This is a genomic window from Streptomyces sp. NRRL B-24484, assembly GCF_000717715.1.
Classification (GTDB): domain Bacteria; phylum Actinomycetota; class Actinomycetes; order Streptomycetales; family Streptomycetaceae; genus Kitasatospora.
This window is the reverse complement of record NZ_JOAI01000006.1, coordinates 271,158-285,064: the sequence shown is the minus strand read 5'-3', so window position 1 is coordinate 285,064 and position 13,907 is coordinate 271,158. Positions and strand designations below refer to the sequence as shown.

Annotated in this window: 16 protein-coding genes; 4 read left to right on the top strand and 12 right to left on the bottom strand. The window is 74.7% G+C overall.

Annotated features, from left to right (window positions below; translation table 11 throughout):
- Positions 1-267: 267 nt before the first annotated feature.
- Positions 268-1,278: a DEDDh family exonuclease gene (locus tag IE98_RS0108575; protein ID WP_043173691.1), complete on the top strand. Its 1,011-nt coding sequence runs from the start codon at positions 268-270 to the stop codon at positions 1,276-1,278.
- Positions 1,279-1,295: 17 nt separating this feature from the next.
- Positions 1,296-2,093 (top strand): SURF1 family protein, encoded by a 798-nt coding sequence (locus IE98_RS0108570; RefSeq protein WP_030266771.1) that lies wholly within the window; start codon positions 1,296-1,298, stop codon positions 2,091-2,093.
- 63 nt (positions 2,094-2,156) lie between these two features.
- On the opposite strand, the gene IE98_RS0108565 is transcribed toward IE98_RS0108570, so the two are convergent.
- Positions 2,157-2,702, bottom strand: coding sequence for a hypothetical protein (locus tag IE98_RS0108565; RefSeq protein ID WP_052390278.1), 546 nt, complete (start codon positions 2,700-2,702; stop codon positions 2,157-2,159).
- A gap of 131 nt (positions 2,703-2,833) precedes the next feature.
- Between IE98_RS0108565 and IE98_RS0108560 the strand changes: the two genes are divergently transcribed.
- Complete coding sequence (locus IE98_RS0108560; protein ID WP_030266767.1) at positions 2,834-3,595, top strand: SDR family oxidoreductase; 762 nt, start codon at positions 2,834-2,836, stop codon at positions 3,593-3,595.
- Between the two features lie 33 nt (positions 3,596-3,628).
- Here IE98_RS0108560 and IE98_RS0108555 read toward each other — a convergent pair whose 3' ends face one another.
- From IE98_RS0108555 to IE98_RS0108515, 9 genes are all read right to left on the bottom strand, one after another.
- Complete coding sequence (locus tag IE98_RS0108555) at positions 3,629-4,252, bottom strand: hypothetical protein (protein WP_043173690.1); 624 nt, start codon at positions 4,250-4,252, stop codon at positions 3,629-3,631.
- The gene (locus IE98_RS44345; RefSeq protein WP_052390276.1) at positions 4,249-5,055 is read right to left on the bottom strand and encodes a DUF6286 domain-containing protein; all 807 of its coding nucleotides are present in this window, start codon (positions 5,053-5,055) and stop codon (positions 4,249-4,251) included. The genes IE98_RS0108555 and IE98_RS44345 overlap by 4 nt, the downstream gene beginning before the upstream one ends.
- On the bottom strand, positions 5,052-5,387 hold the full coding sequence (locus IE98_RS0108545; protein ID WP_030266759.1) for a hypothetical protein: 336 nt from the start codon (positions 5,385-5,387) through the stop codon (positions 5,052-5,054). Before IE98_RS0108545 ends, IE98_RS44345 begins: the two co-directional genes overlap by 4 nt.
- Positions 5,384-5,575, bottom strand: coding sequence for a hypothetical protein (locus tag IE98_RS0108540; RefSeq protein WP_030266756.1), 192 nt, complete (start codon positions 5,573-5,575; stop codon positions 5,384-5,386). Before IE98_RS0108540 ends, IE98_RS0108545 begins: the two co-directional genes overlap by 4 nt.
- 52 nt (positions 5,576-5,627) lie before the next feature.
- Positions 5,628-6,092, bottom strand: coding sequence for an Asp23/Gls24 family envelope stress response protein (locus IE98_RS0108535; protein ID WP_043173688.1), 465 nt, complete (start codon positions 6,090-6,092; stop codon positions 5,628-5,630).
- Positions 6,093-6,271: 179 nt separating this feature from the next.
- Positions 6,272-7,078 (bottom strand): enoyl-CoA hydratase/isomerase family protein, encoded by an 807-nt coding sequence (locus tag IE98_RS0108530; protein WP_030266749.1) that lies wholly within the window; start codon positions 7,076-7,078, stop codon positions 6,272-6,274.
- 272 nt (positions 7,079-7,350) lie between these two features.
- The gene (locus IE98_RS0108525; RefSeq protein ID WP_030266747.1) at positions 7,351-7,584 is read right to left on the bottom strand and encodes a helix-turn-helix domain-containing protein; all 234 of its coding nucleotides are present in this window, start codon (positions 7,582-7,584) and stop codon (positions 7,351-7,353) included.
- 368 nt (positions 7,585-7,952) lie between these two features.
- Entirely contained in the window at positions 7,953-9,551 is a 1,599-nt protein-coding gene (locus IE98_RS0108520; protein ID WP_030266745.1) for an ABC-F family ATP-binding cassette domain-containing protein, read from the bottom strand.
- Between the two features lie 198 nt (positions 9,552-9,749).
- Positions 9,750-10,667, bottom strand: coding sequence for a hypothetical protein (locus IE98_RS0108515; RefSeq protein ID WP_030266742.1), 918 nt, complete (start codon positions 10,665-10,667; stop codon positions 9,750-9,752).
- Between the two features lie 367 nt (positions 10,668-11,034).
- Between IE98_RS0108515 and IE98_RS0108510 the strand changes: the two genes are divergently transcribed.
- Positions 11,035-12,120, top strand: coding sequence for a glycoside hydrolase family 26 protein (locus IE98_RS0108510; RefSeq protein ID WP_043173685.1), 1,086 nt, complete (start codon positions 11,035-11,037; stop codon positions 12,118-12,120).
- Here the strand turns inward: IE98_RS0108510 and IE98_RS0108505 are convergent.
- Both IE98_RS0108505 and IE98_RS0108500 read right to left on the bottom strand, forming a co-directional pair.
- Positions 12,097-13,251, bottom strand: a complete 1,155-nt coding sequence (locus tag IE98_RS0108505; RefSeq protein WP_052390275.1) for a GNAT family N-acetyltransferase — start codon at positions 13,249-13,251, stop codon at positions 12,097-12,099. The genes IE98_RS0108510 and IE98_RS0108505 overlap by 24 nt on opposite strands.
- A complete protein-coding gene (locus IE98_RS0108500; RefSeq protein ID WP_052390274.1) occupies positions 13,248-13,883 on the bottom strand; it encodes a hypothetical protein in 636 nt (211 codons plus the stop codon). Before IE98_RS0108500 ends, IE98_RS0108505 begins: the two co-directional genes overlap by 4 nt.
- Positions 13,884-13,907 lie beyond the last annotated feature (24 nt).

The window sequence follows — 13,907 nt, the reverse complement described above, 5'->3', positions numbered from 1 at the left end:
TCACCACCCGCACCACGGCATCGGTCGGCCGCTGCACGACCGGGTCCGGCACCTCCTCGATCCGGATGTCGTTGGGGCCGTGGATCACGGTGGCACGCATGGAGCTTCCTTACGGGGTGGGGGTGGTCCGTCGGGGTGCTGACGACCGGGAGGGGTCGCGAGGATGTACGACCGCTCCGACGACCACTCTATTCCGGGCCGTCCGGGGCCACCGCCCGCCGCCGATCGGCCCGGGTGGGGCACCGGTCGGCCTTAGAGTGGTGCACCATGCATGCGATCCAGTCCCCGTGGGACGGCCTGGCGGCGCCCGCGGCCCTCCCGGCGCCCCGCCCCGCCGCCGAGGCCGGCACCGGCTTCGCCGTCGTCGACGTCGAGACCACCGGGCTCGGCCGCGCCGACCGGGTCATCTCGGCGGGCGTCTACCAGCTGGACGCGCAGGGCGAGGTGACGGGGCACTGGTACACGCTGGTCAACCCGGAGCGCGACCCCGGCCCGGTGTGGATCCACGGGCTGACCTCCGAGATGCTGGCCGACGCGCCCACCTTCCCCGAGATCGCCGGGGAGCTGGCCGAGAAGCTGCGCGGCCGGATCATGGTCGCCCACAACGCGCTCTTCGACTGGAACATGATCGCCCGCGAGTTCGCCCGCGCCGGGCTGCGCGCCCCGGTGGAGCAGCGGCTGTGCACCATGGTGCTCTCCCGCGACCTCGGCCTGCCGCTGCCCAACGGCAAGCTCTCCTCGCTGGCCGCGCACTTCGGGGTGCAGCAGCGACAGGCCCACAACGCGCTGGACGACGCCCGGGTGCTCGCCGAGGCGTTCCGGCCCAGCCTGCAGCTGGCCCGCGAGTTCGGGGTGCCGCTGCCGCTGACCGCGTGCGTGGCCGTCACCGACCTCGGCGAGGACTCCCCCGCGCCGGCCCGCGGTACGTCCTGGTCGTCCTCCTACCGTCCGAGCCGCAAGCGGCCGGCCTGCCCGTACCCGAACCCGGGCCGCTGGCGGGACGGCTCGCCGCTGGTCCAGGGCATGCGGGTGGCGATCAGCGGTGACACCGCCACCGAGCGGGAGCTGCTGGAGGACCGGGCGATCGAGGCCGGCCTGCACATCGCGACCTCCGTGAGCCGGCTCACCAGCCTGCTCGTCACCAACGAGCCGGGCAGCTGGAGCGGCAAGGCGCGCAAGGCCCGGGAGCACGGCACGCCGGTCGTCGGCGAGGACGCCTTCCTCCAGCTGCTGCGGGAGGTCGCACCCCACCCCGGTGTCCGGTCCGCGGATCAGTAGGGCGTAGCGTGCCGGGTGTGTACCGATTTCTGCTGTCCCGGCGCTGGGCGGTCATCGCGCTGACCGTGCTGCTGCTGATCCCCGTGATGATCCGCCTGGGGTTCTGGCAGCTGCACCGGCACGAGGCCCGGGTCGCCCGCAACGAGCTGATCGGCCGCAGCCTGAAGGCCGCCCCGGTCGCCTTCGACTCGCTGTCCTCGCCCGGCTTCGCCGTGCCCGGCGACCTGACCTGGCGCACCGTGACGGCCACCGGTGCGTACGACACCGCGCACGAGTTCGTGATCCGCGGGCGCACCGAGCCGGACGGCAGCAGCATCGGGTACTTCGTCGTCACGCCGCTGAAGCTGGCCGACGGCCGCGGCTCGGTGCTGGTCAACCGGGGCTGGGTGGAGTCGGGCACCGACGCCGCCAGCTACCCGGCGGTGCCCGCGCCGCCGGCCGGGCCGGTGACGGTGACCGGTCGGCTGCGGGCCGACGAGACCACCGCGAGCAGCGGCATCCGCGACCGCGGCGGCCTGCCCGAACGCCAGTACAAGCTGATCAACAGCGGTCAGCAGGCGAAGGCGACCGGGGTCACGGTGCTCGGCGGCTACCTGGAGCTGGTCTCCGCCACTCCGGCCGTCGGCAGCTCGCCGGTGCTGCTGGCGGAGCCGAACCACTCGGACATCGGCCCGCACATGGCGTACGCCGTGCAGTGGTGGCTGTTCACCGGCCTGCTCCCGGTCGGCATGGTGATCCTGGCCCGCCGCGAGGCCAAGGAGCGGGTCGCCGAGGCGGCCGCCGCGGCCGGGGCCGAGGAACTCGCCCCCGCATAGAGAACCCCGGGGGCGCAGGACAGCACACCAGGGGCCGGAACGTTCCCAGGCGCACTCGCCGCGTCAGTGCTGGGTGTTCCAGAAGCCGATGGCGAGGGCGCCCCACCAGCCGAGCTGGGAGACCACGGCGGAGAGGGCTCCGCGCACCAGCAGTCGCCGCTTCGGCCGGCCCGGGCCCATGGCCTCCAGGCGCTTGCCGAGGGCGGTGGCGTGCACCCCGTTCAGCGCGATCAGCAGCACCAGCAGGAGCTTGACCCGCGTCAGCGGGGAGTCGAGCTGGGGCTCCAGCAGGATGCCGCTGGCGGTGAGGCCGGCCAGGCCCGCCCAGACCGGCACGTGCAGCGGGCCGGTGGACTCCACCACCTGGGCGAGGGTGCGGCGGCCGAGCAGCCACAGGGCGGCCGTGTAGTCCACGGCGAGGACGGCGCCGAAGCCGATCACCAGTGCCACCAGGTGCACGAAGAGCGCGACGGTGTGCAGCGAGGCGTCGGTCCGCACGTGCCCGGCCGTCCAGGCGCTGCCCGCCCACAGCGCGCAGAGCCCGACCGAGACGAGGAGGCAGCGGGCGACCGTCCCGGACAGCGGGGCGAGCTCGTCGGATTCGGACATGGTGGTGCTCCGTGGGGGTGGGGGAGGGCGAAAGCGAGGTTAGGTTTCCCTAAGTTCTCCCGTTGCGTCAACCCGGCGCCACGGGCCGGACCCGATCGACGCCCCCGCCCCCGACCGGGGAGGATGGGCGCATGGATCTCGGACTTCAGCAGAAGGTGTACGTACTGACCGGCGCCACCCGCGGCCTGGGCCTGGCCTCCGCACGCGAGCTGGTCGCCGACGGCGCCCGGGTCGTGGTCAGCGGCCGGCACGAGGAATCGGTGGCCGCGGCGGTGAAGGAGCTGGGCGGGCCGGAGCACGCGCACGGCGTGGTCGCCGACAACGGCGACCCGGCGACCGCGGGCCTCCTGGTCGAGGCCGCGCGCGAGCGCTTCGGCCGGTTCGACGGCGTGCTGATCAGCGTCGGCGGGCCGAGCGCCGGCCCGGTGCTCCGGGCCGAGGACGAGGCCTGGCGGGGCGCCTTCGAGTCGGTCTTCCTCGGTGCGCTGCGGATCGCCCGGACGGCGGCGGCGGAGCTGGCGGAGGGCGGCGTGATCGGCTTCGTGCTGTCCGGTTCGGTCCGTGAGCCGATCTCCGGGCTCGGCATCTCGAACGGGCTGCGGCCCGGCCTGGCGATGGCCGCGAAGTCGCTGGCCGACGAGCTCGGCCCGCGCGGCATCCGGGTCGTCGGCCTGATGCCGGCCCGGATCGACACCGACCGGGTGCGCGAGCTGGACGCGCTGAGCGGCGACGCCGCGGCGGCCCGGACGCGGGCGAGCGCGGCGATCCCGCTCGGCCGGTACGGCACCCCGGAGGAGTTCGGCAAGGTGGCGGCCTTCCTGCTCTCCCCCGCTGCCTCCTACCTGACGGGCGTGATGGTGCCGGTCGACGGCGGTGCACTGCGCGGACTCTGACGGTCCGCCACACCGCCCGGCCCGGGCAGGAGTTCAGACCACCCGGGGCGGCTTCGGTTCGGCGCTGCGGCGCCGGGCCGACGCCGTGAGCCGCAGGCGGCACGGGAGTTCGGCGAGGCCGAGGCTCGTCCGGGCGTTGTCCAGCGGACCGGCGTCGAGGGCTCGCACCGTCCGGGCCGTGTCGGCCCCGGGGGCCAGCCGGACGGTGGACCGCAGCAGCAGCCGGTGCGAGGCGCCGCTCGCCCGGACGGTCACCTTGTCGACCCCGGGCAGGTCGATCACCTCCGTCTCCACCGCGTCCTGCAGGGCGCGCTTGCGCATCCGCAGCGCCACGCCGGCCCCGCCGGGCACGGGAACGGTGACGGTGCTCGGGCCGGCCCGGTGCAGCTGTGCGTAGAGCCAGCCGAGGGCGCCGGCCACCACCACGGTCGGGACGGCGATGACCACCGGCCAGAACCAGCCCTGGTGCGGCCAGTTCGCCCGGGTGGCTGTGGCGAGCACCGGCTGGTGCGGCGAGACGAACGGCCAGCCGTCCGGCATCGTGGCGTCCAGCCTGCCGTACAGGTCGAGTCCGCCGGCCAGCACCAGCAGGCCGCCGAGCAGCAGGACGATCCCGGTCACCGCGAGGATCGTCCGGTTCACCGCGGACATGCTCATCGGGGCGCCTCCTGGGCGAGCCGGCGGTGGCCGTGCCGCCGGTCGTCCGGCCGGGTCGGGCGGACGGGCTGGATCCGCAGGTCCAGCCGGTACGGCCCGAGCAGCGGTACCGCGGCCAGTTCCTCCTGCAACTCCCGTTCCACCGCGATCGGTTCGACGATTCCGGTGACCGTCGCAACGACCCGGCGGCGGCCGGCCTTCACGGTGCACCGGTCGACGCCCTCGATCCCGGTGGCCCGGGCCGAGAGCAGCGCGGCCACCCCGGCGCGGTCGATCGCCGCGCCGGGCCGGAGCAGCGGGAGCCAGCGGCGCAGCCCGGGGGCGAAGGCCAGCCAGCAGAGCAGCAGCCCGGCCAGGGCGACGCCGCCGGCGATGCCGAGCACCCAGGGGTCGTCGAGGTGGCGGGCGGCCGTCTCCCGGGCGAGGTCGGCGCGCCACTGCCGGGCGGCGTGCCCGGTGCGCTCGGCGATCGCGTCGTACAGCGCCGACCCGGCGAGCACCAGCAGGCAGGTCACCACCAGGGCGGTGACGGCCGTCCGCGCCGACCGCGGCCGGTGCGGTCGCTCGTACGGCACGGTCGGCCCCCACTCCCCGGGGCTGCCGGGTTCGGCCTCGGGGTGCGCCAACTCGGCTTCCAGACCGATGCGTTCGGGCAGTGCGACCCCGGCGCCGATGAGCTGTTCCGGGCCGGTCGCGGCCGGCCCGGCCCCGTACGGTCCGGGCCCGTCCGGCTCGGCCGCGTACGGTTCGGGCCCGTCCGGTTCGGGCTCCTCCGGCCGGGGCGGGGTCGGCGGTGCGGTCACCGGGCCGTCTCCGGGACGAGGTGCTCGACCAGCAGCGCGACCTCCGTCACGGGGGTGCCGGTGAGTTCGGCGACCTGGCCGGCGGCGGCGTCCCGGCAGAGGTGGGAGAGGCCGGCGAGGTCGGCCGGGTAGGGCAGGTCGAGGTGGAGGGTGACCCGGGCCTTGCCGCCGACCACCAGCACGGTGGCCCGCGGCGGCTTGCCGCGGGCCGTGCGGGCCGCCCAGATCTCGGCGAGGGCCTGCCGGACGGCCTGTTCGGCGAGCCGGGCGTAGACCCGGTCGGAGATCCTGAGCCGTCCGCGGCGGGCCGGGGGGATCGCCGCGGCGGTCACCGCCGGCGCTCCCGGCCGCGGATGAGGTCGCCCAGGTCGCCGAGGTCGATGTCGCCCTCCAGCAGCCGCCCGAGGACGAAGCCGACCGCCCCGAGGACGGCGACCAGCAGGAAGGCGGCGAAACCGCCGAAGTAGCCGGCGAAGCCCAGGGCCATACCGGCGACCAGGCCGACCAGGGCCAGGTTCATCCGCTCCTCCTCGTGTTCGGCGACAGGCTGTGCTGCGGTGGTGCTGCGGGCGCTACTGGACGCGGCCGACCGGCTCCGGCTCCTCCTCGTCCGGCTCGTCCGGCAGGTGGACGTCGTTGACGGCGATGTTGACCTCGACGACCTCCAGGCCGGTCATCCGCTCGACGGCGTCGATGACGTTCGCCCGGACCTCGGCCGCCAGCACCGGGATCACCACCCCGTACTCGACGACCAGGGCGATGTCGATGGCGGCCTGCTTCTCGCCGACCTCGGCCTTGACGCCGCGGCCGGCGCCGGACTTCGAGCCCGGGACGCGGTCGCGGACGGCGCCGAAGGTCCGGGTGAAGCCGGAGCCGAGGGCGTGGATTCCGGGGATCTCCCGGGCGGCCATCCCGGCGATCTTCTCGATCACCCCGACGGCGAGTGCGGTACGGCCCCGCTCGGACGTGAGGGTGGCCTCCTCGGACGACGGGCCGTGGCCCTTCTGCAGGTCGGCGGGGGTGGGGGTCTGCGGCATGGCGGGGTCTCCTGTGTCGTCTCCAGCTATATCGCAAATCAGCCCAACTCTGACATTTCGCCGCACGGTCCGCGCGTCGGGACCGCGCGTCGGGACCGCGCCGGGGCGGCCCGCGGACCCCGGGAACGCCGAGGGCCCGGACCGCCGGTCGGCGGTCCGGGCCCTCGGGGCGGCTGCGGTCAGTCGCCGATGCCGGCGAGGTCCCGCATCCGGCGGTGCTGCGCGGCCCGCTCGGCGCTGCGCTGCTCGTCGTACGAACGGCCGCCTGCGCCCTGCAGCAGCGCCTTGGTCTCGATCACGGCGTTGCGCGGCGCGGCCAGCAGCGCGGCGGCCAGGTCGCGGGCGGCGCCCTCCAGCTGCTCCGCCGGGACGGCCAGGTTGGCGAGGCCGATCGCGACGGACTCCTCGGCGCCGACCCAGCGGCCGGTCGCGCAGATCTCCAGCGCCCGACCGTACCCGACGAGGTCGGTGAGCGGCTTGGTGCCGCCGAGGTCCGGGACGAGGCCGAGCGAGGTCTCCTTCATGGAGAACTGCACGTCCTCGGCGACCACCCGCAGGTCGCAGCCGAGCGCGAGCTGGAAGCCGGCGCCGACGGCGTGGCCCTGGACGGCGGCGACGGTGATCACGTCCGGGCGGCGCCACCAGGTGAAGGCCTCCTGGTACTCGGCGATGGCGGCGCTTGTCTCCTCGTCGGTGCCGGCGGCCAGCTTGAGGAAGGAGTGCTCGCCGGGGATGCCCTCCGGGGTGAACATCTGGCGGTCCAGGCCGGCCGAGAAGGAGACGCCCTCGGCGCGGAGCACCACGACGCGGACGGTGGCGGGCAGGGTGCGGCCGACCGCGGCGAGCGCGCGCCACATCGCCGGGCTCTGCGCGTTGCGGCGGGCAGGGTTGCAGAGCGTGACCAGCGCCAGTTCGCCCTCGACGTCGAGGCGGACGCCGACCTGCGCCCAGTCCTGGGAGTCGGTACCGACGGCGGGAGCGGTCATGGGGGTTACCTCCAGCGGGGGACAGTAGAGCTACTGGAGAGTAACAAAAGCCGGGGCGGCCGAACAGGGCCGCGCCGCGAACGACGAACGGCGGCCCGGGAGACCCGGCCGCCGCTCCGTCCGCACGTGCCGACCGCGCCTCGGGCGCCGTCGGCAACCGCGCGGGACCCGACCCGGCTCGGCTGCTCCACCGCCGGATCGCTGCCCGTCCACGACCGGACCGGGGACACTCCCCGACTGCCCGGCGCGGAACCGTCTTATCTGATGAACCGTCAGGAACCCGCCGCAGCAGTCACCTTGCTCTTGCCGCGCGTCGCACCACCGCGGCCCCGGAGATTCACCCCGGACTCGCTGAGCATGCGGTGCACGAAGCCGTAGGAGCGACCCGTCTCCTCCGCCAGCGCGCGAATGCTCGCCCCGGAGTCGTACTTCTTCTTGAGATCGGCCGCGAGCTTCTCACGCGCGGCACCTGTTACCCGGCTGCCCTTTTTCAGAGTCTCGGCCACCCGTGCCTCCTCGTAGCTGTGCTCGGTCAGATTCCCATGATCACCCATAGCCAGTCTCCTGGCCACCCATTCGACAAGGTCTGTCCCGGGAAAGCGCAGTCTGCCGGTGGTGCCCGCAGTGCACAAGGGCGCTCACCCTGGGTGCACGCGCCCCCGCGGGCGTCGGCCGCCGGGCGAGAATCGGCTGATCAGAACGGACGGCCCCGCCGCGGAATCGCGGCGGGGCCGTCGTCAACGCAATCACCGGAAGACGCATTCCCGCGATCTTCCCGGGACCGGGATTTCTACGAAGATCAGCTGATCCGGTGTCTACTCGGCGCCGGGATCGGCATCCGGAGCGCAGCCCGGTCCGGCATTCCGTCCGGCACTCAGGCGAGCGAGACGAGATCCGCGTAGGCGGGGCTCCAGAGGTCCTCGACGCCGTCCGGCAGCAGGATGATCCGCTCCGGCTGGAGCGCATCGACGGCGCCCTCGTCGTGGGTGACCAGCACGACCGCGCCGGTGAAGGAACGCAGCGCGCCGAGGATCTCCTCGCGGCTGGCCGGGTCCAGGTTGTTGGTGGGCTCGTCGAGCAGCAGCACGTTGGCGCTGGAGACGACCAGGGTCGCCAGCGCGAGCCGGGTCTTCTCGCCGCCGGAGAGCACGCTGGCCGGCTTGTCGACGTCGTCGCCGGAGAACAGGAAGGAGCCGAGGATCTTGCGGATCTGCACCAGGTCGGTGTCCGGCGCGGAGGAGCGCATGTTCTCCAGCACCGTGCGGTCCGGGTCCAGGGTCTCGTGCTCCTGGGCGTAGTAGCCGATCTTCAGGCCGTGGCCGGGGATCACCTCGCCGGTGTCCGGCTCCTCCACGCCCGCCAGCATCCGCAGCAGGGTGGTCTTGCCGGCGCCGTTGAGACCGAGCACGACCACCTTGGAGCCGCGGTCGATGGCCAGGTCGACGTCGGTGAAGATCTCCAGCGAACCGTAGGACTTCGACAGGCCGGAGGCGGTCATCGGGGTCTTGCCGCACGGCGCAGGGTCCGGGAATCGCAGCTTGGCGACCTTGTCGGAGACCCGCGCCTGCTCCAGGCCGGAGAGCAGCTTCTCGGCGCGGCGGGCCATGTTCTGCGCGGCGACGGTCTTGGTCGCCTTGGCGCGCATCTTGTCGGCCTGCGCGTTGAGGGTGGCGGCCTTCTTCTCGGCGTTGGCGCGCTCGCGCTTGCGGCGCTTCTCGTCGTCCTCGCGCTGCTGCTGGTACTGCTTCCAGCCCATGTTGTAGATGTCGATGGCGGCGCGGTTGGCGTCCAGGTAGAAGACCTTGTTGACGACCGTCTCGACCAGGTCGACGTCGTGCGAGATGACGATGAAGCCGCCCTTGTAGGTCTTCAGGAAGTCCCGCAGCCAGGCGATCGAGTCGGCGTCGAGGTGGTTGGTCGGCTCGTCGAGCAGCAGGATGTCGGCGTCCGAGAAGAGGATCCGGGCCAGCTCGACGCGGCGGCGCTGACCGCCGGAGAGGGTGTGCAGCGGCTGGTTGAGGATGCGGTCCGGCAGGCCCAGCGCCGCCGCGATGGTCGCCGCCTCGGCCTCGGCCGCGTAGCCGCCCTTGGTGAGGAACTCGGTCTCCAGGTTGGCGTACTTCTTCATCGCGCGTTCCCGGGTGGCGCCCTGGCCGTTCGCCATCCGGTCCTCGTTCTCGCGCATCTTGCGCAGCACGGTGTCGAGGCCGCGGGCGGAGAGGATGCGGTCCTTGGCGAGGACGTCGAGGTCGCCGGTGCGCGGGTCCTGCGGGAGGTAGCCGACCTCGCCGGTGCGGGTGACCGTGCCGCCCGCCGGGAGGCCCTCGCCGGCCAGCACCTTGGTCATGGTGGTCTTGCCGGCGCCGTTGCGGCCGACCAGGCCGATCCGGTCGCCGGGGGCGATCCGGAAGGACGCGGACTCGATGAGGACGCGGGCGCCGGCACGCAGCTCCAGGGCGTTCGCGGAAATCATGGCTGGGTCTCTCCAGGGACGGGGGCGGGGCCTGGCGGCCGGGCGGAATGCAGGCGGAAGGGCGGGGCGGCGGCGGGCCTTCGAATGCTCGCCGACCGGCGCCTATTGCCCGGGGAACACAGCCATACGGCCCAGTCTACCGGGCGGCCGGGGATTCCCCCGTGGCCCGTGCCCGGTGCAGCCCGCCCCGACCGCCGCTCAGCCCGTCGGGCAGCCCCCCTGCGGGGCGACCGCCGCGAACGGCAGCGCCGGGCTGGTGCAGACCGTCTCCGGGGCGCCGCGCCGGGTGTCGAAGACCTTGGTGCCGAGGATCGGGCCGTCCTCGACCGTCACCCGGTGCGCGTCCAGGCGCTTGAGCACGACCTCCGGCCCGGCGTTGAGCTGCCAGCCGCGGCCGGCCAGCCGGAAGCCGTTGACGCCGCCGGGCAGCAGCTTGCCGGTGTTCGGTCCGGTCACACAGGTGCGCGGCACCAGGACGGCGTTGTCGGTGTGCACCGCGCGCAGCGGGTCGTACGAGCAGCCCTGCGGCGGGCGGGAGTTGTAGCGCAGGTCACCGTCGCGGTCGCGGAAGCCCATGGTGAGCGAGGGCGTGACGACGGCCACCCAGGGCTCGTCCTCCAGGGCCGTCTGCAGCGCGGCGGCGGCCCGGCGGACGGCGGTGGCCCGCTTCTGCTCCTCGGTGCGGTCGGCGGCGCCGGGCTCGCCGTCCGCGCGCAGCCAGTCGGCCAGGCCCGGCACCGCGCGGTGCCAGCGCACCTGGTGGTCGCTCGGGCGCACCGAGGTGACCAGCCCGTCGTCCCAGACCACGACGGCGCTCTCGCCGGCCATCGCGAGGTGCAGGGCGGTGGCGTCCTCGCGGCGGTAGGACCAGAGGTGGTCGCCGGTCGCGCGGTCGTACGCCTCCAGGCCGGGACCGACCTTGAGCTCCAGCGCGCCCGCGTCCAGGACCTGCGCACCGACCGGGCTGGCGTCCGCGACGCCCGGCTCCGCGACCCGGTCGCCGAACGGCACCGGGCGGTTGGCGTGCGCGGCGGCGCCCGCGCCGAGCACGAGCAGCGCGGCGAGCGCGGGGAGCACGGATCGGCGGGTCAGGCTTCGCAGCGGCTTCCAGGACACGGGCGGAGCGTACCCGCCGCACGCCTGTACGTCAGCCGGAATTCGGGGCGCCCCACGGATGTGCGCAGCGTCACGGCGGCCCCGGCCGTCCCCCCGCGACCTGCGGTTCGGCGGCGCGGTGCACGGCCCGGCCGGGCCGTCCGGGCGGCCCGGCGGGCGGGGCGACTGTTACACAGGTGGTACAGGCCGCACCGCGATGATCACTGTGCGTGGCCTGCCCGGCGGCCCGGTGAGGGCCACCGCACCGGCCGGGGGGCGGGCGTCCGTACGAACCGCCACTTTCGGGTGATATGGGATATTTCTGACGCCGCGTGGGATTACTGTCGGACCAGCAGCACCCGCCCCCGCACCGCTCCCGGAGTGCCCCATGCGATTCGGCCGACTCGCGCTGGCCGCCAGCGCGCTGCTGCTGCTGACCACGGCGAGCGTGCCCTCGGGCACGCCGCTCAGCCAGACCGCGCGGCACGACGTCTTCTCCGCGGACGGCGCGGAGGACGGCCGGCGCGGGGCCGCCCCGAAGCCCGCCGTGCTGCAACCGCCCCACGAGGTGCCGTTCGGCGCCTTCGTCGGGTCCTGGGACACCTACATCCCGCAGATCGCCAAGCTCTCCACCTGGCTGCGCGGCGCCGACCTGCAGGTCGGCCACACCTACCTGGCGGGCAACGGCTGGGCCGACGTCGAGGGCGAGAACCAGGTGCTGGGCCTGTGGTCCCAGTGGCGGCTGCGCGACCCGGCCCGCACCCTCGTCCTCGGCGTGCCGATGCTGGTGCCCAACGAGGGCAACCTGAGCGACGGGCAGGTGGCCGCGCTGCTCGCCCGCGCCAACAAGGGCGAGTTCGACCAGCACTTCCTCAAACTGGCCCGCAAGCTCGTCGCGTTCGGCGGCGGCGACACCGTGCTCACGCCCGGCTGGGAGATGAACGGCACCACCTACAGCTCCCGCTGCCGACCCGACCCGGCGGCCTGGAAGGCGTACTGGCGGCGGATCGTCACCGTGATGCGCTCGGTGCCCGGCCAGCACTTCCGCTTCGACTTCACCCCCACCCGCGGGCTCGACGCGATCCCCTGGACGCGTTGCTACCCGGGCGACGACGTGGTCGACATCATCGGCATGGACGCCTACGACATGCCGGCCGGCGCCTCCTTCGAGGAGATGGTCACCGAGCCCTACGGGCTGCAGGACCAGGTCGAGTTCGCCGCCCGGCGCGGCAAGCCGGTCTCGTACCCGGAGTGGGGGCTGTTCCGCAACGGCGACAACCCCGAGTACGTGCGGCGCATGATCGAGTGGATGCGCACCCACGACACCGCCTACCAGACCGTCACCGACTACTGTCCGCACGGCTTCTGGGGCTGCGACCGCAACCCGCGGTCGGCCGCGGTCTTCCGTCAGCTGCTGTCCGGCTCGAAGGGGGCGCCGGGCGGCGTCTCCTCACGCGCGCCGGCGCGCCGCTAGCGCCTCCTTCACCCGCGGCAGCCGGGTGGCGAGCAGCGTCACCGCCGCCTGCCGGGCCAGCACCCGCAGGGCGAGCAGGGCCGCCGCCGGGGCCGGGCCCGGCGGACCCACCACCAGCCGCTCGTTGCGCAGCGCGTCCGGACGCCACCGCTGCTTGTACGGCTCCTGGCCGCGCAGCAGGCTGAGCACCGGGATGCCCGCCGCCCGGACCTCGTCCAGGGCCGCCCCGAAGAGCAGGCCGGCGATGTCCAGCCGCTCGCGCAGCCGCGGATGGGCGCCGTACAGGTAGAGGCCGCCGAAGGACGGGCAGAGCACCACCAGGTTCACCGCGACCAGCTCGCCGTCCAGCCGGAAGCGGTGCACGGCGGCCCGGCCGCGGGCGGCCATCGAGGCCGTGGACTCCGCCAGGTGCGCCGCGAACCGCCCGGTGCGGTGCTCGGCGGTGACCCCGCGCTCCTGCCACTGCAGGAAGTGCAGCCGCAGCAGGTCGGCCACCGCCTGCGGCACCTCCTCCGGCGGCGCGGTGTCCACCTGCACCCCGGAGGCGGCGATCTTCCGCAGCTTGACCCGGCTGCGCTGGGCGGTCTTGCCGGGCAGCCGCTTGAGCAGTTCCTCGACGGGCAGCGCGGGCAGGTGCTGGCAGAGCGAGTCCCGGAAGCGCCGGGTGGTGCCGCGGTGGTGGGCGAGCACCTGCTGCACGGCCGCCTCCGGGTGCACCTCGCGCAGCTCCAGGCTGTGCCAGGGCCGGCGCAGCGGCAGGGCGGCGGCCAGTTCGGCGGCGGCCCGGCCGCGGCAGTCGTCGTCGAGCAGCACGTCGGTGAAGTCGACCAGTCCGCCGCCGAGGTTGGTCAGACCGCCCAGCGCGCCCCGGCGGCGCAGGGCCGCGGCGCCGACCAGCCGGCCGTCGCGGCGGACGAGCACCAGCACCAGCGCGCCCGGCCGGCCGTACCGGCGCCACCAGGAGCGCAGCCAGGCGCCGTCCTGGAACGGGGTCGCGGTGCGGCACCGGGTGGCGAGGCCGTCCCACTCGGCGGCGATCCGGTCGAGGGCGTCGTCCCCGCGGTCCACCTCGGCCGTCCAGAGCCCGACGGCGGCCTCGGCCCGTGCCGGGGCGGGGGTGTCGGTGGTCATCGGACGGCCCCGGCGGGTTGCCGTTCCACCGGCTGCCCGGGCACCTGCACGGCGGCGTCCGCGCCGGCCGACCCGGCCGGGCGGCGCCGGGCGGCCATCGCGAGGGCGCCGACCAGCACGCCGGCCGCCCCGCCGACCGCGGTGTCCAGGGCCGCGGACGGCGAGGAGGGGCCGTCGGGGGAGGCTGCCCCGGCCAGCGGGACGAGCTTGACCCCGGTGTCCTGGCTGCTGGTGTTGGCGAAGGCGATCAGGGAGGCGGCCACCGCGTCGGCGGCCCGCACCGCGTCGGCGGCGCGCGGGCCGGTGCCGGTGATCTCGATCATCGGGGCGTCCGGCGAGGTGGTGCCCCGGACGCTCTCCGACAGGGCGGAGACGGTGCGGCCGGTCTTCGCGGCGGCCGCCACCAGCACCTGCGGCTGTCCGGCGAGCCGGCCGTACGCCTGGGCGAAGTTGACCGCGGTCGCGCCCTCCCCCGGGTTCTGCGCGACCACCACCACGTAGGAGTTGGCGGTGTAGGCGGTGGGTGCGACGGCGGCGTAGCCGGCGCCGGCGGCGGCGCCCAGCGGGACGGCGACGGCCACCGGCCACCAGCGGCGGACGGCGGCCCGGACGGATCGGCGCGGTTCGGACATCGGAACTCCTTGACTCGGTCGGTG

Coding starts and splice junctions, on each gene's coding strand:
- IE98_RS0108575 (WP_043173691.1), top strand. CDS start 268: ATGCATGCGATCCAGTCCCCGTGGGACGGCCTGGCGGCGCCCGCGGCC.
- IE98_RS0108565 (WP_052390278.1), bottom strand. CDS start 2,702: ATGTCCGAATCCGACGAGCTCGCCCCGCTGTCCGGGACGGTCGCCCGC.
- IE98_RS0108560 (WP_030266767.1), top strand. CDS start 2,834: ATGGATCTCGGACTTCAGCAGAAGGTGTACGTACTGACCGGCGCCACC.
- IE98_RS0108555 (WP_043173690.1), bottom strand. CDS start 4,252: ATGAGCATGTCCGCGGTGAACCGGACGATCCTCGCGGTGACCGGGATC.
- IE98_RS0108540 (WP_030266756.1), bottom strand. CDS start 5,575: ATGAACCTGGCCCTGGTCGGCCTGGTCGCCGGTATGGCCCTGGGCTTC.
- IE98_RS0108535 (WP_043173688.1), bottom strand. CDS start 6,092: ATGCCGCAGACCCCCACCCCCGCCGACCTGCAGAAGGGCCACGGCCCG.
- IE98_RS0108530 (WP_030266749.1), bottom strand. CDS start 7,078: ATGACCGCTCCCGCCGTCGGTACCGACTCCCAGGACTGGGCGCAGGTC.
- IE98_RS0108520 (WP_030266745.1), bottom strand. CDS start 9,551: ATGATTTCCGCGAACGCCCTGGAGCTGCGTGCCGGCGCCCGCGTCCTC.
- IE98_RS0108510 (WP_043173685.1), top strand. CDS start 11,035: ATGCGATTCGGCCGACTCGCGCTGGCCGCCAGCGCGCTGCTGCTGCTG.
- IE98_RS0108505 (WP_052390275.1), bottom strand. CDS start 13,251: ATGACCACCGACACCCCCGCCCCGGCACGGGCCGAGGCCGCCGTCGGG.
- IE98_RS0108500 (WP_052390274.1), bottom strand. CDS start 13,883: ATGTCCGAACCGCGCCGATCCGTCCGGGCCGCCGTCCGCCGCTGGTGG.